Here is a 19,296-nt window from a genome sequence, read left to right as displayed (position 1 = left end):
GTTTTATAGTTCAGGATTACAGACATTATGAAACGAGACGAATCTCCACTTCTGCCTCTTTCCCGGCTCACTGAAGCCAAGCAGCTTGGTGCGCGTATCACCCAGCTGCGCCAAGGCCTGAGGCTACGCCAGGCGGAGGTTGCTGCACGCGCCGGGCTCTCCCGGGGAACCGCGATCCTGATCGAAAAAGGCGATCCGGGGCGGACTCTTACGCAGATCCTGCGCTATGTTCATGCCCTGGCGCCGGAAGTCACCCTGCAGGCGCTCCTTGCAGGGGATGTGCCGGCATTGATCGCCTTGCATGCGCGCAAGCTGCCACAGCGCATTCGCTCCGCAAGCAAGGCGGAACTGCGTGAACTCGATTTCTAAGGAGAAGCCTTGGCCCCTCGTCGCGCTCCCAGTAAGGTAGCGGTATTCGCCCACATCGCCGATCAGGCGGAAGGGCATCACTTCGTGCCCGCAGGACTGCTCGGTCGCGAGGCGTCCGCGGGTCGGGAAACCGTCAGCTTCGCCTATGGCACGCGTTACCTGCAGCGGCCGAACGCCATCGAGGTAGACCCTCGCGCGCTCACCTTGGCGCAGGCGCGGCAGGCGGAGCCCGGCACGGTGTGGTACCCGCTGCCCGAGGTGAACGAATTCGGGGGGATCCGCGATGCTGCGCCCGATGCCTGGGGCCGCCGCGTCATCGAGGCCCAGCTCAATGCCGCGCCGAACTCGCTCGACGAATTCACCTACCTGCTGGAGGCTGGCAGTGACCGCGTTGGTGCGCTGGACGTGCGGGAGGACACCAAGAGTCCCGCTCGCAAGGGGGCCGGGGGGCTGATCGATCTGCCATACCTCTTGCAGGTGGCTGACGCGGTCGAGAACGGCGAGCCCATTCCGGCGAACCTGCAGCCATACCTCGGCGGCGTGCCGTCGGCCGGCGGCGCGCGCCCGAAAGCTTCCGTGCGGGAGGCCGACAGCGTCCTGTGGCTGGCCAAGTTCCCGTCCAAGACCGACACGCTCAACATGGCAGTCCTCGAGGCAGGCGCCCTGGAGATCGCGCGGGCCGCTGGGCTTTCCGTTCCGCCGGTGAAGGTGATCGCGGTCGGGGGCAAGCCGGTGCTGCTGATCCGTCGGTTCGACCGGTACTGGGCGCCGGCCGGGCAACCGCTCGCGGCCATGGCGCGCGGCTACGACACCGAGCCCATGCCTGGCTATACCGAGGGCCGCATAGCGCAAGTCAGCGCCTTGACCCTGATGGGATGCCCGGAGATGGAGTCGATGGCCAAGGGCTACAAGGATCTGGCCCAGACGATTCGCGAGCAGGTCGTGGCGTCGTGCGTGAAAGCCGACAACGAGGAGCTGTTTGCCCGCATGGTGCTCAACATCTTCCTGACCAACGACGATGACCACCTGCGCAACCACGCGTTTGCCTACGACACGCAGCTGCAGGGCTGGCGCCTCAGCCCGCTGTATGACGTCGTGCCGCGGGCGTCCGTCTCCATGGAGCGCCGCCTGCACCTGAGCGTGGGCACGCAAGGGAAGCTTGCAACCCTCGACAATGCGATGAGCGAATTCTCTGCCTTCGTGGCGGACCGGCCTACGGCGCTCGACGTGATCCGCCGGGTATGGGGTGCAGTGCGGGGCTGGAAGAACATCTATGAAGCCCTGGGAGCCACCCTGGATCTGATCCGCACGCTCGAGCAGGCCGTCCGAAGCCTCTCGGACATTGCGAGTCCGGCGCTAGAGAAGGACATCCGGCGCGGCGTGGACGCCAAGGCAGCATAGGGGTGAGGTCTCTTGGCCACGCCGTTTCATCGACGAACGCCGCCGCTGGCGCGCTATCGCCACGCGACAAGGGCCGGGGCGCCCGGGGCTGGCCAATGACTGGCAGCACCAGGGGGTGCTCTTCGCCGGGCATCGGGCTGGGCGGCAGGCCGTGGACGCGGCGATAGCGCGCCAGTTCTGCCACCAGTTCGTCGGTGGCCGGCACCAGCCGCGTCTTATTGCCCTTGCCGGTCACCTCCAGCCACCAGCGCTTCATCCCGTGGACATCGCGCCGGCAAAAAAATGCCCCCATGCGGGTCTCGGCCACCTCGGCCGCTCGCAAGCCCCTCAGGTACAGCGAGCCCCGGTGCTGTACATGGTGGTGGCATGGCGCATTGCCCGGCTGATGCGACTGGGCAGAACCTTCCCGGAGTTGGACGCGTCGCCGTTCTTCGACGCTGATGAGGTGCGCGGTGCATACGTGCTCGCGAAAAAGGCTCGTCCAAAGACACCGGCTAGGCTCAATCAGATGATTCGTCTGGTGGCCTCTCTGGGCGGATTCCTTGGGCGCAAGAGTGAGGCGATCCCGGCGCCAAAACGATCTGGATCGGCATGCAGCGAACAATGGATGCCGCCTTCATGATTCAGGCGATGCGGGAGGACTCATGAGTTCTGTATAACGAATGGGTCAAGTCGGCAAAGGATCGTTCAACACTCGCTTTCGGTGATCGCCGAAATCTCGCCGGCATCGCCATCGGGCAGCGTCGACCTGGCCGGATCTATACCTTGGCCGCGGTAGGCTGCAGGCGGTACGCCGAACTGTTTGCGAAAGTCACGGCCGAGGTGTGATGCGTCGGCAAAGCCGCAGCTCAACGCGATGTCGACGACTGTGCGGTCCGAGCTGGTCAACAACCACGCAGCGGTCCGCAGCCGCACATGCTTGGCGAATGCCTGCGGGCTCTTGCCGGTCTCCGCCTTGAACAGGCGCTCGAGCTGGCGTGGCGACAGGTCGAGCTTGCAGGCGAGCGCTTCAAGCGGGAGCGCCCGGCCGACGTGCTGCTCCATCAGCAGAATCGCGCGCTTGACCTTTGGGTGCGTCGCGGGCTCGAGGCCGGGCGGATGCGGCTGCGGCGCATTGCCCTTTTGCATCTCGCCGACGAGCAGGATCCGCAGCGCCTTCTGCACGGTGGCGTGATCGAAGTGGCGCAGCAGGATGGCGGCGGCGACGTCGATCGACGCGCGCCCGCCTGAGCAGGTGATGCGCCGGCGGTCGATCACGAACAGCCGGTCGGCAATCAGCAGGTCCGCATCCACCGACGGGAAGCGCTCTATAAAATCCCAGTAGTGGAACCAGCTGACGCAGGCGCGGTGCCCCTCGAGCACGCCCGCGCGCATCAGCGCAAAAACGCCGGTGCAGATGCCGACGATCGTCGCGCCGCCGCCCGCCGCGCGACGGATGAAGTCAAGCGTCTCAGGTCCGGCCTGTGGTCCCGAGTGCAGTAGCCCGCCGACCACGACCACATAGTCGAATGGCTCCGCGTCGTCGAAGGTCTCCCACGGCGCGACCTGGATCCCGCAGCTCGCGCGTACCGGCGCGAGTGTGTTTCCGATCACGCTCCAGACGCACCGCACCGGCTTGCTGTAGTCGCCGTCGTCCGCCGATAGCCGCAGCATGTCGACGAAACCCGAAAACGCGGTCAGCGTGAAGTTCGGCAGCAGCACGATGCCGAAGCGGACGCGCCGTGGCGCCGGCTCGGCGACAGGGGAAATGGGAACGTCGGTTGTCATGGCTGCATCCATCTTGAGATGGCTCGCGCAAGCGGGCGGATCTGGGTTGCGGGGCGGCGGCGTATCGGTAGCGAACACCGGTGATGCGTACGGCATCCATGCAGCCCTCGCCGCCTACCTGCACGACGCGGCTCCGTCACAGCCAGCGTCGCCGATCCGCATGCCGCGGACTTGCACTTTTCCGACGCGAATCATCGCCAAAGCGAACTTCCGGCCTGTTTGGACGCGCGCCTGGCGGCGGTGTCCCACGTCGATGCCGCTTTTGTTCTATCGGCAAATTCTACGCTTTGATGTACTGACATCCAACGACACCTACCAGGCAATAGCAAAGAGGCAGCCAGATGAATGTCAGCGTTTTCGACCTGTTCAAAATCGGCATCGGTCCATCGAGTTCGCACACGGTCGGCCCGATGATCGCCGCATGCCGCTTCGTATCGCACCTTGAGGATGCGAACCTGCTCGGTTTCGTGCGCCGCGTGCGGGCGGAGCTGTACGGTTCGCTCGGCGCAACCGGCAAGGGCCACGGCACCGACAAAGCGGTGCTCCTTGGCCTTGAGGGGCGCTTGCCAGACCGGATCGACCCGGACCTTATTGAACCGCGCCTCGCGCGGATCCGCAAGGACAAGCGCTTGTTGCTGCTTGGCAAGCATGAGATCGGCTTCGACGAAAAGGAGCACATCGGCTTCTTTCGCCGTCTGATGAGCAGTACAGGCAGCGTCGTGCATTCGAACGGCATGCGCTTCCAGGCGTTCGACGAGCAGGGGCAGTTGCTCGTGGAAAAGGAGTATTACTCGATCGGCGGTGGGTTCGTGGTCAATCGCGATGGCGATCGCGTGAATGGTGCGCGAGCCGCAGCCGACGCGCCGTATCCGTTCCTCACCGGCGCCGACCTGATCCGGGCGTGCCGCGACAGTGGGTTGTCGATCGCCGAACTGATCTTTCGCAATGAATGTGCCTTGCGCCCGGCCGATTCCGTGCGCGCCGGGCTGCTGGCGATCTGGCAGGCGATGGCTGCCTGCGTCGAGCGTGGCTGCAAGGTCGAGGGGGAGTTGCCCGGACCGATGCGCGTGAAACGCCGCGCGGCCGAACTCTACAACCGGTTGCGCGCGCGTTCCGAGGAATCGCTGCGCGATCCGCTGTCGATGCTTGACTGGGTCAACCTGTACGCGATGGCCGTCAACGAAGAGAACGCGGCGGGCGGGCGTGTCGTCACCGCGCCGACCAACGGTGCGGCCGGCGTGATCCCTGCGGTGCTCCATTACTACGTGAAGTTCGTGCCGGGCTCGAATGACGACGGCATTGTCGAGTTCCTGCTGACCGCAGCGGCGATCGGGATGATCTACAAGGAGACGGCGTCTATCTCGGGCGCCGAGGTCGGTTGCCAGGGCGAGGTCGGCGTTGCGTGCTCGATGGCCGCGGCCGCGCTCGCTGCGGTGATGGGCGGCACGCCAGACCAGGTCGAGAATGCCGCCGAAATCGGCATGGAGCACAACCTAGGGATGACCTGCGATCCGGTCGGTGGGCTGGTGCAGATCCCATGTATCGAGCGCAACGCGATGGGAGCGATCAAGGCGCTCAACGCATCGCGCATGGCGCTGAAGGGCGACGGCCAGCACTATGTGTCGCTCGATTCGGTGATCAAGACGATGCGGGAGACCGGCGCCGACATGAAGACGAAGTACAAGGAGACGTCGCGCGGCGGCCTGGCCGTGAACGTCATTGAATGCTAACGAAAGGGTCCACGAAATGAGCCGCTATTCGATATTCAGTCTGTTCCGCAACGGCCTGTCTTATCACGAGAACTGGGAAAAGCAATGGAAGAGCCCGGAGCCCAAGCGCGAGTATGACGTGGTGATCGTCGGTGGCGGCGGGCATGGTCTCGCGACTGCGTACTACCTCGCGAAGGAGCACGGGATCACTAACGTTGCCGTGCTCGAGAAGGGCTGGATCGGCGGTGGCAACACCGCGCGCAACACGACGATCGTCCGCTCGAACTATCTGTGGGACGAATCCGCGGCGCTCTACGAGAAAGCGATGAAGCTGTGGGAAGGGCTGTCGCAGGACCTGAACTACAACGTGATGTTCAGCCAGCGCGGCGTGATGAACCTGGCGCACACGCTGCAGGATGTGCGCGACACCGAGCGCCGGGTGAATGCGAACCGCCTGAACGGCGTCGACGCGGAGTTTCTGACGCCGCAGGAGGTCAAGGAGATCGAACCGACGATCAACCTGAACAGCCGCTACCCCGTGCTTGGTGCCTCGATCCAGCGCCGCGCCGGCGTCGCCCGGCACGACGCGGTCGCGTGGGGCTTCGCGCGGGGCGCCGATCGGGCCGGTGTCGACATCATCCAGAACTGCCAGGTGACCGGCATCCGGCGCGATCACGGCGCGGTCGTCGGTGTCGACACGGTGAAGGGCTTTATCAAGGCAAAGAAGGTCGCGGTGGTCGCGGCCGGCAACACGACCACGCTCGCCGACATGGCGGGCGTGCGCCTTCCGATCGAGAGCCATCCGCTGCAGGCGCTGGTGTCGGAGCCGATCAAGCCGGTTGTCAACTCGGTGATCATGTCGAACGCGGTGCACGCGTACATCAGCCAGTCCGACAAGGGCGACCTTGTGATCGGCGCGGGCATCGACCAGTACACCGGCTTCGGCCAGCGCGGCAGCTTCCAGGTCATCGAAGGGACGCTGCAGGCGATCGTCGAGATGTTCCCGGTGTTCTCGCGCGTGCGCATGAACCGCCAGTGGGGCGGCATCGTCGATGTGTCGCCGGATGCCTGCCCGATCATCGGCAAGACCGACGTGAAGGGCCTCTACTTCAACTGCGGCTGGGGCACGGGCGGCTTCAAGGCGACGCCGGGCTCGGGATGGGTGTTCGCGCACACCATCGCGCGCGACCAGCCGCATCCGCTGAACGCGCCGTTTTCGCTCGACCGCTTCTATACCGGCCACCTGATCGATGAGCACGGCGCCGCCGCCGTCGCGCACTGAACGCCACCAGGAGAAAGAAATGTTGCTGATCGAATGTCCGTGGTGCGGCCCGCGCGCCGAATCCGAATTTTCATGCGGCGGCGAGGCCGACATCGCGCGTCCGCTCGAGACCGAGAAGCTGTCTGACCGCGAATGGGGGGACTACCTGTTCATGCGCACCAATACCCGGGGCGAGCATCGCGAGCAATGGATCCACGCCCAGGGCTGCCGCCGCTGGTTCAAGGTGGAGCGCGATACGGTCAGCTATGACATCAAGGGCTACGAGACCTTCGGCCAGCCCGGCGCCACCGCACCGCATGAAGCACCGCAAGTAAGGGGCAAGAAATGAGCCAGAAAGACCGTCTCGGCACCGGTGGCCGCATCAATCGCGCGGTTCCGCTGACCTTCACGTTCAACGGGCGCACGTATCAGGGGTTCCAGGGCGATACGCTTGCGTCGGCGCTGCTCGCCAACGGCGTGCGTTTTGTCGCGCGCAGCTTCAAGTATCACCGTCCGCGTGGCATCGTGACGGCGGACGTCGCGGAGCCGAATGCCGTGGTGCAGCTCGAACGTGGCGCGTATACGGTGCCGAACGCGCGCGCGACGGAAGTCGAGCTGTATCACGGACTCATCGCGACGAGCGTGAATGCGCAGCCCGATCTCGAACGTGATCGCATGGCGATCAACCAGAAGTTCGCGCGCTTTATGCCAGCGGGCTTCTACTACAAGACCTTTATGTGGCCGCGCAAGATGTGGCCGAAGTACGAAGAGAAGATCCGCCATGCGGCCGGTCTTGGCAAGGCGCCCGACATGCGCGACGCCGATCGCTACGACAAGTGCTACGCGCACTGCGACGTGCTGGTGGTTGGCGGCGGCCCGACGGGCCTCGCGGCAGCGCATGCGGCGGCAGTATCCGGTGCGCGCGTGCTCCTGGTCGAAGATCAGTGCGAGCTTGGCGGCAGCCTGCTTTCCGCTCGCGCCGAGATCAACGGCAAGCCCGCGCTGCAGTGGGCCGAGCAGATCGAGGCTGAACTGCGCAAGATGCCGGAGGTGACGATCCTGTCGCGCAGCACCGCGTTCGGCTATCAGGACCACAATCTCGTGACCGTGACGCAGCGCCTCACCGACCACCTGCCGGCAGCGAAGCGCCAGGGCACGCGCGAGCTGCTGTGGAAGATCCGTGCAAGGCGGGTGATTCTGGCCACCGGCGCGCACGAACGTCCGCTCGTGTTCGGCAACAACGACCTGCCGGGCGTGATGATCGCGTCGGCGGTGTCGACCTACATCCATCGCTACAGCGTGCTGCCGGGACGCGACGCGGTCGTGTTCACCAACAACGATCGCGGCTACCAGGCGGCGCTCGACCTGAAGGCGTGCGGCGCGAAGGTGACGATCGTCGATGCGCGCGCATCGACCAATGGCGCGCTGCCGGCCGCCGCGAAGCGGCAGGGCCTGACCGTGCTGAATGGCGCAGTGGTGACGGCTGCATCCGGCAAGCGGCACGTCTCGTCTGTCGACGTGGCGGCTTATGCAAACGGCAAGACCGGGCGCAAGCTGTCGACGATCCCGTGCGATCTGGTCGCGATGTCGGGCGGCCTCAGCCCGGTCCTTCACCTGTTCGCGCAATCGGGCGGCAAGGCGCGGTGGAGCGATGAGAAGGTGTGCTTCGTGCCGGGCAAGTCGATGCAGGCCGAGGCGAGCGTTGGCGCGGCGGCGGGCGAGTTCAGCCTGGCGCAGGCGCTGCCGCTCGCGATCGAAGCGGGGGCCGCCGCTGCCAAGGCTGCCGGCTTCAGTAACGCCAGGCGCCCCGCCGCGCCAAAGGTGACAGCCGTCGCCGAAGGCGCACTGCTGCCGCTGTGGCTCGTCGGCAGCCAGGAGGCCGCCGCGCGCGGGCCGAAGCAGTTCGTCGACTTCCAGAACGACGTGGCCGCGTCAGACATCCTGCTCGCCGCGCGCGAAGGCTTTGAATCGGTCGAACACGTGAAGCGCTACACCGCGATGGGCTTCGGCACCGACCAGGGCAAGCTCGGCAACATCAACGGCATGGGGATCCTGGCGCAGGCGCTCGGCAAGTCGATTCCCGAAACCGGCACGACGACGTTCCGCCCCAACTACACGCCGGTCACGTTCGGCACGTTGGCGGGGCGCGAGCTCGGCGACTTCCTCGACCCGGTGCGCAAGACCTGCATCCATGAATGGCACGTCGAGCATGGCGCGCTGTTCGAGGACGTCGGCAACTGGAAGCGTCCGTGGTACTTCCCGAAGAAGGGCGAGGACCTGCATGCGGCGGTGAAGCGCGAATGCCTCGCGGTGCGCAACAGCGTCGGCATCCTCGATGCATCGACGCTCGGCAAGATCGACATCCAGGGCCCGGACGCGGTGACGCTGCTGAACTGGATGTACACCAATCCGTGGAACAAGCTCGAAGTCGGCAAGTGCCGCTATGGCCTGATGCTCGACGAGAACGGCATGGTGTTCGACGACGGCGTCACGGTGCGGCTCAGCGAGCAGCATTTCATGATGACGACGACGACGGGCGGCGCCGCGCGTGTGCTGACCTGGCTCGAGCGCTGGCTGCAGACCGAGTGGCCGGACATGAAGGTGCGGCTTGGGTCGGTGACCGATCACTGGGCAACCTTTGCGGTGGTCGGCCCGAAGAGCCGCAAGGTACTGCGCAAGGTCTGCGATGACATCGACTTCGGCAACGAGGCCTTCCCGTTCATGAGCTATCGGAACGGCACCGTCGCCGGCGCGAAGGCGCGCGTGATGCGGATCAGCTTCTCGGGCGAGCTGGCGTACGAAGTGAACGTGCCCGCGAACGCCGGCCGCGCGGTGTGGGAAGCGCTGATGGCCGCGGGGGCCGAGTTCGACATCACGCCGTACGGCACGGAAACGATGCACGTGCTGCGCGCGGAGAAGGGCTACATCATCGTCGGCCAGGACACGGACGGCTCGATCACGCCGTACGACCTCGGTATGGGCGGAGTCGTGGCGAAGTCGAAGGACTTCCTCGGCAAGCGCTCGCTGACGCGTTCGGATACCGCGAAGGAAGGCCGCAAGCAGTTCGTCGGCCTGCTGACCGACGACGCGCAGTTCGTGCTGCCGGAGGGCGCGCAGATCATTGCGCTGGACACGCAGGTGTCGACGACCGACCCGACGCCGATGCTCGGCCACGTGACGTCGAGCTATTACAGCCCGATCCTGAAGCGCTCGATCGCGCTGGCCGTGGTGAAGGGCGGCCTGAACAAGATGGGCGAGAGCGTGGCGATTCCGCTGGCAAACGGCCGGCGCGTGACCGCGAAGATCTCGAGCCCGGTTTTCTACGATACGGAAGGGGTGCGCCAGAATGTGGAATGAATCGAATATCGCTACGCCGGCGGCAGGCGTGCCGGCGTCTGACGCGCGCAAGCGCGGCGTGCGGCTTGAGTCGCCGTTCGTCGGCGCGGCCGATCTGCTGAACGCGCACCAGGCGCGTGCGTCGGAGCACTTCGTGATGCGCGAGCGCGCCTTTCTTGATCTCGTCAACGTGCGCGGTGATCTCTCCGACCCTGCGTTCGTCGACGCGTTCGAGGGCGTGGTCGGCTGTTGTCCGCCGGCCGCACCGAACACGGTCGCGCGCGGCGCCGCCTATGACGTGCTGTGGCTCGGCCCCGACGAGTGGCTGGTGCGCTCGAACGAACCGGTGCCGGCGGGCGTGCTCGAGCCTGAACTCGCCCAGGCGATCGTCGGTGCGTACGCGGCGGCGGTCGACGTCGGCAGCGGCTACACGGTCGTCGAGATCAGCGGCGGGCGCGTACGCGACGTACTGGCGCGCGGCTGTCCGCTCGACCTGCATCCGCGCGTGTTCAAGCCGGGCCAGTGCGCGCAGAGCCACTACTTCAAGGCGTCGATCGTGCTGGTGCCGACCGGCGTCGAGCGCTTCGAGGTCGTCCTGCGGCGCAGCTTCGCCGATTATTTCTGCCGCATCATGCTCGACGCCGCGACGCCGTTGACATCATGAAGCCGGTCGACAACGCGTTCAGCGCACCACTCGCCGGGCTCGATGGGCCACTGCTGCCGGGCCGGGGCTGGAGTGTGTTTATCGATGCGTTGGCGGTGCCGGTGCGGATCGGCATCCATCCGCACGAGCACGAAGCACCGCAGCCGATCGTGATCGACGCGCGTCTGGGATATCGCCACGAGCCGAGCGAGGACGGTGAGTGGATCGACTACGACGGCTATTGTGCGCGCCTCGCCGCGTTTCTTGCGTACAAGCCGCATACGCGCCTGCTCGAGACCCTGGTGGCCGAGATCGCCGAGCTGTCGTTTCGCGAATGGCCGGCGCTCGACACGTTGACGATTGCCGTGCACAAGCCGAAGATCCGGCCCGGCACGCAACGCGTCGGCGTCGCGCTCGAGTGGACACGCGCCGATTACCTCAGGCGCAGCGGGCAGGCGGGCTGAGCGTTTCCCGGGCCGTGTCGGCGCCGTGCAAACGCGTGTCGGTATTGGACATAGGTTTGCCGGGCTCCCCGACTACTCTCATAGACGCTGCCGCGCATGCCGCACCGATCGGCGTGTCGGCAGCGTGAGTCATGTTCATACGAGGAGAGAATTCAATGAAAAAGGGAGCGACTGCGGGCCCGGTCATGGCGCTGATGTTTTCCGCGTCTGCCTTTGCCCAAAGCGGCGTCACGCTGTACGGCGTGATCGACGAAGGCGTCAACTACACCAATAACGTCGGCGGACACAGCCTGACCGAGATGGCAAGCGGCTTTGCGCAAGGCAGCCGTTGGGGCCTGAAGGGGACGGAAGACCTGGGCGGCGGCCTCAAGGCGTTGTTCCAGCTCGAGAACGGCTTCAATGCGAGCAACGGCAAAGCGGCACAGGGCGGATTGCTCTTTGGTCGGCAAGCCTACGTCGGCCTTTCCGACAATCAATTGGGGAGCGTCACGCTCGGGCGCCAATATGATTCGGTGATCGACTATCTCGCGCCGACGACTGTTGCCGGAAACTGGGGGGGAACCATGTTCGGCCACCCCTACGATAACGACAACATGATCTACTCGTTCCGCGCCAACAATACCGTCAAGTACACGAGTCCCTCCCTCGGCGGATTCCAGTTCGGCGGCGCCTACAGCTTCAGCAACGACACCAACTTTGCCAACAACCGCCAGTACGGCGCGGGGATGCAGTACGCGAGCGGAGGCTTGTTGCTGGCGGCGGCCTATCTGCAGGCGGACAACCCGTCGGCCACGTCAGGAGGCGCCATTAATAACGGCGGCGACAAGAACTTCCTTGCCAGGCGTTTGCGCATATTCGGTGCCGGCATCAACTACACGTTCGGTGCGGCGACGGCCGGCTTCGCCTACTCGAATTCGAACTTGACCGCGCCGCAGTCCACCTCGTACATCTCCGGATCGATCCTGCCGGCCGGCGGTACCCTGGACTCGCTCCGGTTCCAGAACCTGGAAGTGAATTTCAAGTACCAGTTCACGCCCGCTTTCTACGCCGGTGCCATGTATACGCTCACGCTGGAGAACTTCCGCGCGTCCTCTGGCGACGCGAAACCGAAGGTTCATTCCTTTGGCCTGATGGCGGATTACAATTTCTCGAAGCGCACGGACGTCTATCTCCAGGCCGCCTACCAGCGCGTCGCCGGCGACAAGACCGGCACCGCACTGGACCTGGCCGACTTGCCCGGGGCGGCGAACGCCTCATCGACGGCGAGGCAGTTCCAGGTCCGTGCTGCGATTCGTCACAAGTTCTGAGTTCAATCCATTGCGGTTATGCCGCGAGTCGCGACAACGACTCGTGGCAGAACCGGGCCTGCAGGTCAGGAAGTCTTGTCAGCTATTCCGGGATAGCAGGCAGTTTCAGCGGACGCGTCGTCCGACGCCAGCGCTTCCAGCGCGACGCCACGGGTCTCGATGCCGAGTACCCACACTGCGAGTGCCGCTACCGCGAACGAGATCGCGCCGAGGGTGAACACGCCGCCCTGTCCGAACACCGGCAACACCACGCCAACCACATAGGGCCCGATCAGCGAGCCGATCCGCCCAATTGCCGACGCGAAGCCGGACCCCGTCGCGCGCGCGCCGGTGCCGTACTGTTCCGGCGTGTACGTGTAAAGCACCGCCCACATGCCGAACAGGAAGAACTGCATCGCCAGGCCGGTGCCGACGAGCAGCGTGACACTGCCGCCGTACATCGCACTCTGCCCGTACAGGTACGCCATCGCGCCGCCGCCGAGCAGCGACGCGATGCAGGTCGGCTTGCGGCCCCAGCGCTCGACCAGCCACGCGGCACACAGGAAGCCTGGTATGCCGCCGAGAGAGATCAGCACCGTGTAGTACACCGATTGCGTGACCGCGAAACCGCCCTGTTGCAGCAGCGCGCCGAGCCAGGACGTCAGGCCGTAGAAGCCGAGCAGCGCAAAGAACCAGAGCAGCCATACCATGGTCGTGCGGCGGCGGTATGCGCCGCTCCAGATCTCGCGCAACGCGCCGCGCCCGCGCACCGGCGCGGCCATCAGGCGCCGTGCGGGCGCAGGCAGCGTCGCGACGCCGGCGGAGCGCATCACCCTGGCTTCGATGTCGCGCATCACTGCGTCGGCCTCTGCGTGCCGGCCCGCGTGTTCGAGCCAGCGCGGCGATTCGGGCACGAGGCGCCGCACGATCAGTACGAACACGGCCGGGATCGCGAGCAGCGCGAACACGGTGCGCCAGCCGAATTCGGGCAGCACGAAGTACGAAACGACGCCTGCCGTGATGAAGCCCAGCGGCCAGAAGCCGTCCATCAGCGCGATCAGGCGCCCTCGGTTCGCGGCGGGGACGAATTCGGACAACAGCGTTTGCGCGACCGGAAACTCCATGCCCATGCCGACCCCCAGCAGGACGCGCCAGGCGATCAGCGCCTCGACACTTTGCGCCGTCGAGCACAGATACGACGCTACGCCCCACAGCACCATGCTCCACTGGAACACGGGCCGGCGCCCGAAGCGGTCCGCGAGCAGGCCGGCGAGCGCCGCTCCCAGCACCATCCCGAAGAAGCTGGCGCTGGCGACCAGGCCGGTCGTCGCGGTGGACAACCCGAACTCCTGCTTGATCGAACCTAGTACGAAGGTCATCGTGGCGAGATCGACCGAGTCGAAGAAGAAGGCAACGGCGATGATGATGAAGATCAGCTGGTGATAGCCGGAAAACGGCAGACGTTCGAGCCGGGCGGCGGCGTTCGCGCGCGCGGAAATGGGGGATGGGATTGGCATGGCGTCCTTGGAAAAAGTAAGGGCCTCGAATCAGCTTGCCTTAAGACCCGGAATCTTAAGTAGACGCGGTAATCGACCGCCGATCTGGGGGAAAACCGTCGCCGGCTTGTGTGAAACCGTCATCGGGGCTGAGCGGAGCGGCTGCGCTCAGGATGGGCGCGGCGAGCGCGGTATAGCTGGCGCAAGCTCCGATGTCGGCGACGTTCAAGTGCGCGTCGGATTTTGCACACAGGCGCCCCGTTGTCCCGGACTACTCTCGAAGGCGCGGCCGCGCATGCCGCGCGCCGATTGGCGCGCCGCGGCACGCTTCAACCATTGATGGAGACAAAGCGATGAGCAGCAACCGAGGTGTCGTATATCTTGAGCCGGGCAAGGTCGAGGTGCAGAAGATCGACTATCCGAAAATGGCCGATCCAAGCGGCCGTGCGATCGGCCACGGCGTGATCCTCAAGGTCGTGAGCACGAACATCTGCGGGTCGGACCAGCATATGGTGCGCGGGCGCACGACCGCACCGGCCGGTCTCGTGCTCGGTCACGAGATCACCGGCGAGGTGATCGAGGTCGGCCGCGACGTCGAGACGCTGAGGATCGGCGATCTGGTTTCGGTGCCGTTCAACGTCGCGTGCGGGCGCTGCGCGATGTGCAAGGAGCAGCACACCGGCGTATGCCTGAATGTCAACCCGGCGCGTGCGGGTGGTGCGTACGGGTATGTCGACATGGGCGGATGGATCGGCGGCCAGGCGGAGTACGTGATGGTGCCGTATGCCGACTTCAACCTGCTGAAGTTCCCCGACCGCGACCAGGCGATGGCGAAAATCCGCGATCTCACCTGCCTGTCGGACATTTTGCCGACCGGCTATCACGGTGCCGTGACTGCGGGCGTGAAGCCCGGCTCGACCGTTTACATCGCCGGCGCGGGTCCGGTCGGCATGGCCGCGGCGGCTTCGGCGCGCCTGCTCGGCGCGGCCTGCACCATCGTCGGCGACATGAACCCGGCGCGTCTCGCCCACGCGAAGGCAATGGGTTTCGAAGTGGTCGATCTGTCCAGGGACGCGACACTTGGCGAGCAGATCGCCGAAATACTTGGCACGCCGGAGATCGATTGCGCGGTCGATTGCGTCGGTTTCGAGGCGCACGGCCATGGAGCGTCCGGCCACGCGGAGGAGGCGCCGGCGACGGTGCTGAATTCACTGATGGAAATTACGCGGCCCGCCGGCGCGATCGGGATTCCGGGGCTCTACGTGACCGACGATCCGGGCGCCAAGGATGCAGCGGCGCAGCACGGCAGCCTGAGTATCCGCTTCGGCCTTGGCTGGGCGAAGTCGCACTCATTCCATACCGGGCAGACACCAGTGCTGAAGTACAACCGCAACCTGATGCAGGCGATCCTGCACGGTCGTCTGCCGATCGCGGAGATCGTCAACGTGTCCGTTATCTCGCTTGAGCAGGCGCCGGAAGGGTACAAGCAGTTTGATGGCGGTGCGCCACGGAAATTCGTCATCGATCCGCACGGGATGCTGGCGGCGGCGTGATCGGGCGATAAAGGCCGTCCGCGCCTGCTGACAAGGCAGAGAATTGCGAGTGTTGTCTCCCCTCTCCAATTTATGGAGAGGGGCGGGAGAGGGGAGCAAACCGGCGACCTGGTCGCTTTGTATCGCCACGCCACCGCATGAGTCAGTGAATCACGCGTGCATCACCGGAGAATACTGCGCCGACCCCACAGACCCGGGCGTCTTCGCCAGCGGCGCGATCTGCTGCCGGCGTTCGCGCGTCGGCGCAACGCCGAACGAGTCGCGGTAGCTCTTGCTGAAATGGCACGCGGACTGGAAGCCGCAGGCCATCGTGATGTGCATGATGGACATGTCGGTCTGCAGCAGCAGCTCGCGCGCGCGGCGCAAACGCAGCGTCAGGTAGTAATGCGTCGGCGTCATCCCGAGATGGTCGCGGAACAGGCGCTGCAACTGCCGCTGCGACATGCTCGCCAGACGCGCGAGCTCTTCGCGCGACAGCGGTTCCTCGATGTTGTTCTCCATCAGCGAGATCACCTCGAACAGCGACTTGTTCGCCGAGCCGAGGCGCGCCACCAGCGGCATCTTCTGCTGCGCGCTCGTGTCGCGCACATGTTCGACGATGAACTGCTCGGCGATCTGCGTGACGCGTGCGCTGCCGACGCGGATGGTGATCAGGTTCAGCATCATGTCGAGCGGCGCGACGCCGCCCGTGCAGGTGATGCGGTCGCGGTCGATCACGAATAGTTCCTTGAGGAAGCGCGTGTCGGGAAACTCTTCCTTCAGCGCCGACATGTTCTCCCAGTGGATGGCGCAGGCGTAGCCGGCGAGCAGCCCGGATTTGGCCAGGGCGTAGGTGCCGGTACACAGGCTGCCCAGCGCGATGCCCTCGCGCGCCGCGCGGCGCAGCGCCGACAGGTAGTCCGCCGTGGTCGAGCGCTGCACGTCGACGCCGCCGCAGACGAACACGATGTCCGGCCGCCCGATGCTGTCGGCGCGGGTGGTGTCAATTGCCAATCCGTTGCTCGCCGTAACCGGGCCGCCTTCCGGGCTGACGATGGACCAACGGTACAGTTCCTGGCCGCTGAGGTAGTTTGCCATCCGCAGCACCTCGATCGCGCTGGTAAACGCAATCATCGTGAAGTTGGGCAACGGCATGAAGGCGAAGTGGGACAGCGACGCGGTTCGGTCGGGCGACATGGGGGCGTTCCTTGAATTCGGATGGCGTTCAGGTCTGAAGCCTGGCGACCGTCGATGGCTTTAGTGATAAATCGGGCGCAACAAACGTGCCATACGGCGAAACCCTATGTTTTGGGGCGGCGAGCTCGTTTGGGCCGAGCGGTGTTGCACTGGATGCGTGACAAGCCGCACTCGCGCTGCCGCGCGCGGCACTACCGTAGTGCAATGCAGCATGCGGGAGTGACGTGATAGGAATCCGCTTTTTTTGCACTTGCCCGTGTGCGTCCCATGACCGACTTGTGCAAATCGGACGCGAATGGCGGAAAAGGAAAAGAACGCGTCTGAATTCACCAATCGACCCAATACCCGAACGACAAGAATAGACCCGTCGGCAACGCTGCGCCGACGAGGCAGGAAGACCCGGCAACGAGGGCCTGTCCCGCCTGTCAGGCAGCCATCTCAATCCCTCACGGAAGCTCTATGTCGAACACCCAGTCATTCTTCTCGCAGCCCTTGGCCGAGCGCGACGCGCTGGTGCGCGGCGCACTCCTGAAAGAACTCGAGCGGCAGCAGTCGCAAGTCGAGCTGATCGCTTCGGAAAACATCGTGTCGCGCGCCGTGCTCGAAGCGCAAGGCTCGGTGCTGACCAACAAGTACGCGGAAGGATACCCGGGCAAGCGCTACTACGGCGGCTGCGAGTTCGCGGACCAGGTTGAGTCGCTTGCGATCGAACGCGTGAAGCAGCTCTTCAACGCCGGCTTCGCCAACGTCCAGCCGCACTCCGGCGCACAGGCGAACGGCTCGGTCATGCTCGCACTGGCGAAGCCGGGCGACACCGTGCTCGGCATGTCGCTCGACGCAGGTGGTCACCTGACCCATGGGGCGAAGCCCGCACTGTCGGGCAAGTGGTTCAATGCCGTGCAGTACGGCGTGAACCGCGACACGATGCTGATCGACTACGACCAGGTCGAAGCGCTTGCGCACGAGCACAAGCCGAGCCTGATCATCGCCGGCTTCTCCGCCTATCCGCGCAAGCTGGATTTCGCCCGCTTCCGCGCGATTGCCGATAGCGTCGGCGCGAAGCTGATGGTCGATATGGCGCACATCGCCGGCGTGATCGCCGCGGGCCGTCATCCGAACCCGGTCGAGCACGCGCATGTGGTCACGTCGACGACGCACAAGACCCTGCGCGGCCCGCGCGGCGGCTTTGTGCTGACCAACGACGAAGAGATTGCGAAAAAGATCAACTCGGCCGTGTTCCCGGGCCTGCAGGGCGGCCCGTTGATGCACGTGATCGCGGGCAAGGCGGTCGCCTTCGGCGAGGCGCTGCAGCCGGAATTCAAGACCTACATCGACAACGTGCTTGCCAACGCAGCAGCGCTCGGCGAAGTGCTGAAGTCTGGCGGCGTCGACCTGGTCACGGGCGGCACCGACAACCACCTGCTGCTGGTCGACCTGCGGCCGAAGGGGCTGAAGGGCACCCAGGTGGAGCAGGCGCTCGAGCGCGCCGGCATCACCTGCAACAAGAACGGCATTCCGTTCGATACCGAGAAGCCAACCATCACCTCGGGCATCCGGCTCGGCGCCCCGGCCGCGACAACGCGAGGCTTCGGCGTCACGGAGTTCCGCGAGGTCGGCCGCCTGATCCTCGAAGTGTTCGAGGCGCTGCGCGCCAACCCGGAAGGCGACCAGGCCACCGAACAGCGCGTGCGCCGCGAGATCTTCGCGCTTTGCGAACGCTTCCCGATCTACTGAACCGCGTACCGACAAGACTGGAGCAACCAATGAGCGCGCTGCATCAGGACAGCATCATCATCGACGGCCTGAACATCTCCAAGTTCGAGCGCTCGGTGTTCGAAGACATGCACAAGGGCGGCATCACCGCGGCGAACTGTACGGTGTCGGTGTGGGAGAACTTCACCAAGACCGTCGACAACATCGCACTGATGAAGAAGCAGATCCGCGACAACGGCGCGCTGCTGACGCTGGTGCGGACTACCGACGACATCCTGCGCGCGAAGCGGGAAGGCAAGACCGGCGTGATCCTCGGCTTCCAGAACGCCCACGCTTTCGAGGACAACCTTGGCTATGTCGAAGCGTTCGCAGACATGGGCGTGCGCGTGGTGCAGCTCTGCTACAACACCCAGAACCTGGTCGGCACCGGTTGCTACGAGCGCGATGGCGGGCTGTCCGACTTCGGCCGGGAAGTCATCTCCGAGATGAACCGCGTCGGGATCATGGTCGATCTGTCGCACGTCGGCGGCAACACGTCGTCCGAAGCGATTGCGTTCTCGAAGAAGCCGGTCTGCTATTCGCACTGCCTGCCATCGGGCCTGAAGGAGCATCCGCGCAACAAGAGCGATGCGCAGCTGCGGGAGATCGCCGATGCGGGCGGCTTCGTCGGCGTGACGATGTTCGCGCCGTTCCTCAAGCGCGGCATCGCGGCGACGGTCGATGACTACATCGAGGCGATCGACTACGTCGTGAACCTGGTCGGCGAGGATGCGGTCGGTATCGGCACCGACTTCACGCAGGGCTACAGCACTGATTTTTTCGACATGCTGACGCACGACAAGGGCCGCTATCGCCGCCTGACCGATTTCGGCAAGGTGATCAACCCGGAAGGCATCCGGACCATCGGCGATTTCCCGAACCTGACCGCGGCGATGGTGCGCGCGGGCTGGAAGGCGTCGCGCATCCGCAAGATCATGGGTGAGAACTGGGTGCGCGTGTTCAAGGACGTGTGGGGCGCGTAATCCACACATAAGCCGCCAGTTCTTTCACGCAATCACAAAACACGGGACGTGCCCGCGCGACACAAGCGGGCACGCTGGCGATGCCGCGCCTGCGCGATGA

15 protein-coding genes and 2 pseudogenes are annotated in these 19,296 nt (G+C 65.2%); 13 read left to right on the top strand and 4 right to left on the bottom strand.

Going from position 1 to position 19,296, the window contains the following annotated elements; all coding sequences use genetic code 11:
* Positions 1-27: 27 nt before the first annotated feature.
* Positions 28-369, top strand: coding sequence for a helix-turn-helix domain-containing protein (locus tag AC3FOF_RS25945; RefSeq protein WP_017229564.1), 342 nt, complete (start codon positions 28-30; stop codon positions 367-369).
* Positions 370-378: 9 nt separating this feature from the next.
* Positions 379-1,770, top strand: coding sequence for a type II toxin-antitoxin system HipA family toxin (locus tag AC3FOF_RS25940; RefSeq protein WP_488728236.1), 1,392 nt, complete (start codon positions 379-381; stop codon positions 1,768-1,770).
* A 58-nt stretch (positions 1,771-1,828) separates the two neighbouring features.
* On the opposite strand, the pseudogene AC3FOF_RS25935 reads toward AC3FOF_RS25940, so the two are convergent.
* Positions 1,829-2,107, bottom strand: a pseudogene (locus AC3FOF_RS25935) (site-specific integrase); the annotation flags it as partial.
* On the opposite strand from AC3FOF_RS25935, the pseudogene AC3FOF_RS25930 reads away from it, so the two are divergent.
* A pseudogene (locus tag AC3FOF_RS25930) lies at positions 2,108-2,418 on the top strand (IS4 family transposase); the annotation flags it as partial.
* Positions 2,419-2,457: 39 nt separating this feature from the next.
* Here AC3FOF_RS25930 and AC3FOF_RS25925 read toward each other — a convergent pair.
* Complete coding sequence (locus AC3FOF_RS25925) at positions 2,458-3,537, bottom strand: GlxA family transcriptional regulator (protein WP_488728235.1); 1,080 nt, start codon at positions 3,535-3,537, stop codon at positions 2,458-2,460.
* Between the two features lie 341 nt (positions 3,538-3,878).
* Here AC3FOF_RS25925 and AC3FOF_RS25920 point away from each other — a divergent pair, with 341 nt between their 5' ends.
* The 7 genes from AC3FOF_RS25920 to AC3FOF_RS25890 all read left to right on the top strand — a co-directional run bounded on the left by AC3FOF_RS25920 (position 3,879) and on the right by AC3FOF_RS25890 (position 12,257).
* A complete protein-coding gene (locus AC3FOF_RS25920) occupies positions 3,879-5,267 on the top strand; it encodes an L-serine ammonia-lyase (protein ID WP_488728234.1) in 1,389 nt (462 codons plus the stop codon).
* Positions 5,268-5,283: 16 nt separating this feature from the next.
* A complete protein-coding gene (locus tag AC3FOF_RS25915; protein WP_276268853.1) occupies positions 5,284-6,528 on the top strand; it encodes a sarcosine oxidase subunit beta family protein in 1,245 nt (414 codons plus the stop codon).
* Positions 6,529-6,547: 19 nt separating this feature from the next.
* On the top strand, positions 6,548-6,856 hold the full coding sequence (locus tag AC3FOF_RS25910; RefSeq protein ID WP_488728233.1) for a sarcosine oxidase subunit delta: 309 nt from the start codon (positions 6,548-6,550) through the stop codon (positions 6,854-6,856).
* Positions 6,853-9,864 (top strand): sarcosine oxidase subunit alpha family protein, encoded by a 3,012-nt coding sequence (locus tag AC3FOF_RS25905; RefSeq protein ID WP_488728232.1) that lies wholly within the window; start codon positions 6,853-6,855, stop codon positions 9,862-9,864. The genes AC3FOF_RS25910 and AC3FOF_RS25905 overlap by 4 nt, the downstream gene beginning before the upstream one ends.
* Positions 9,854-10,507, top strand: coding sequence for a sarcosine oxidase subunit gamma (locus AC3FOF_RS25900; protein ID WP_488728231.1), 654 nt, complete (start codon positions 9,854-9,856; stop codon positions 10,505-10,507). The genes AC3FOF_RS25905 and AC3FOF_RS25900 overlap by 11 nt, the downstream gene beginning before the upstream one ends.
* Positions 10,504-10,950 (top strand): dihydroneopterin aldolase, encoded by a 447-nt coding sequence (locus AC3FOF_RS25895; RefSeq protein ID WP_488728230.1) that lies wholly within the window; start codon positions 10,504-10,506, stop codon positions 10,948-10,950. Before AC3FOF_RS25900 ends, AC3FOF_RS25895 begins: the two co-directional genes overlap by 4 nt.
* A gap of 155 nt (positions 10,951-11,105) precedes the next feature.
* Positions 11,106-12,257, top strand: coding sequence for a porin (locus AC3FOF_RS25890; RefSeq protein ID WP_488728229.1), 1,152 nt, complete (start codon positions 11,106-11,108; stop codon positions 12,255-12,257).
* Between the two features lie 65 nt (positions 12,258-12,322).
* On the opposite strand, the gene AC3FOF_RS25885 is transcribed toward AC3FOF_RS25890, so the two are convergent.
* A complete protein-coding gene (locus AC3FOF_RS25885; RefSeq protein WP_488728228.1) occupies positions 12,323-13,753 on the bottom strand; it encodes an MFS transporter in 1,431 nt (476 codons plus the stop codon).
* Positions 13,754-14,085: 332 nt separating this feature from the next.
* On the opposite strand from AC3FOF_RS25885, the gene fdhA reads away from it, so the two are divergent.
* The gene (fdhA, locus tag AC3FOF_RS25880; RefSeq protein WP_488728227.1) at positions 14,086-15,285 is read left to right on the top strand and encodes a formaldehyde dehydrogenase, glutathione-independent; all 1,200 of its coding nucleotides are present in this window, start codon (positions 14,086-14,088) and stop codon (positions 15,283-15,285) included.
* A 150-nt stretch (positions 15,286-15,435) separates the two neighbouring features.
* Here fdhA and AC3FOF_RS25875 read toward each other — a convergent pair whose 3' ends face one another.
* Complete coding sequence (locus AC3FOF_RS25875; RefSeq protein WP_488728226.1) at positions 15,436-16,461, bottom strand: GlxA family transcriptional regulator; 1,026 nt, start codon at positions 16,459-16,461, stop codon at positions 15,436-15,438.
* Between the two features lie 459 nt (positions 16,462-16,920).
* Between AC3FOF_RS25875 and AC3FOF_RS25870 the strand changes: the two genes are divergently transcribed.
* Complete coding sequence (locus tag AC3FOF_RS25870; protein ID WP_488728225.1) at positions 16,921-18,195, top strand: serine hydroxymethyltransferase; 1,275 nt, start codon at positions 16,921-16,923, stop codon at positions 18,193-18,195.
* A gap of 29 nt (positions 18,196-18,224) precedes the next feature.
* Positions 18,225-19,196, top strand: coding sequence for a dipeptidase (locus AC3FOF_RS25865; RefSeq protein ID WP_488728224.1), 972 nt, complete (start codon positions 18,225-18,227; stop codon positions 19,194-19,196).
* Positions 19,197-19,296 lie beyond the last annotated feature (100 nt).

This window comes from Cupriavidus sp. 96C5-1 (genome assembly GCF_057798855.1).
The sequence above is the reverse complement of the archived record's forward strand: the minus strand, read 5'-3'. Positions and strand labels throughout refer to the sequence as shown.

Bases quoted from the DNA above. Each gene is read 5' to 3' on its own strand.
- AC3FOF_RS25920 (WP_488728234.1), top strand. From the start codon at position 3,879: ATGAATGTCAGCGTTTTCGACCTGTTCAAAATCGGCATCGGTCCATCG.
- AC3FOF_RS25890 (WP_488728229.1), top strand. From the start codon at position 11,106: ATGAAAAAGGGAGCGACTGCGGGCCCGGTCATGGCGCTGATGTTTTCC.
- AC3FOF_RS25875 (WP_488728226.1), bottom strand. From the start codon at position 16,461: ATGTCGCCCGACCGAACCGCGTCGCTGTCCCACTTCGCCTTCATGCCG.
- AC3FOF_RS25925 (WP_488728235.1), bottom strand. From the start codon at position 3,537: ATGACAACCGACGTTCCCATTTCCCCTGTCGCCGAGCCGGCGCCACGG.
- AC3FOF_RS25900 (WP_488728231.1), top strand. From the start codon at position 9,854: ATGTGGAATGAATCGAATATCGCTACGCCGGCGGCAGGCGTGCCGGCG.
- AC3FOF_RS25945 (WP_017229564.1), top strand. From the start codon at position 28: ATGAAACGAGACGAATCTCCACTTCTGCCTCTTTCCCGGCTCACTGAA.
- AC3FOF_RS25915 (WP_276268853.1), top strand. From the start codon at position 5,284: ATGAGCCGCTATTCGATATTCAGTCTGTTCCGCAACGGCCTGTCTTAT.
- AC3FOF_RS25870 (WP_488728225.1), top strand. From the start codon at position 16,921: ATGTCGAACACCCAGTCATTCTTCTCGCAGCCCTTGGCCGAGCGCGAC.
- AC3FOF_RS25910 (WP_488728233.1), top strand. From the start codon at position 6,548: ATGTTGCTGATCGAATGTCCGTGGTGCGGCCCGCGCGCCGAATCCGAA.
- AC3FOF_RS25865 (WP_488728224.1), top strand. From the start codon at position 18,225: ATGAGCGCGCTGCATCAGGACAGCATCATCATCGACGGCCTGAACATC.
- AC3FOF_RS25895 (WP_488728230.1), top strand. From the start codon at position 10,504: ATGAAGCCGGTCGACAACGCGTTCAGCGCACCACTCGCCGGGCTCGAT.
- AC3FOF_RS25885 (WP_488728228.1), bottom strand. From the start codon at position 13,753: ATGCCAATCCCATCCCCCATTTCCGCGCGCGCGAACGCCGCCGCCCGG.
- AC3FOF_RS25905 (WP_488728232.1), top strand. From the start codon at position 6,853: ATGAGCCAGAAAGACCGTCTCGGCACCGGTGGCCGCATCAATCGCGCG.
- fdhA (WP_488728227.1), top strand. From the start codon at position 14,086: ATGAGCAGCAACCGAGGTGTCGTATATCTTGAGCCGGGCAAGGTCGAG.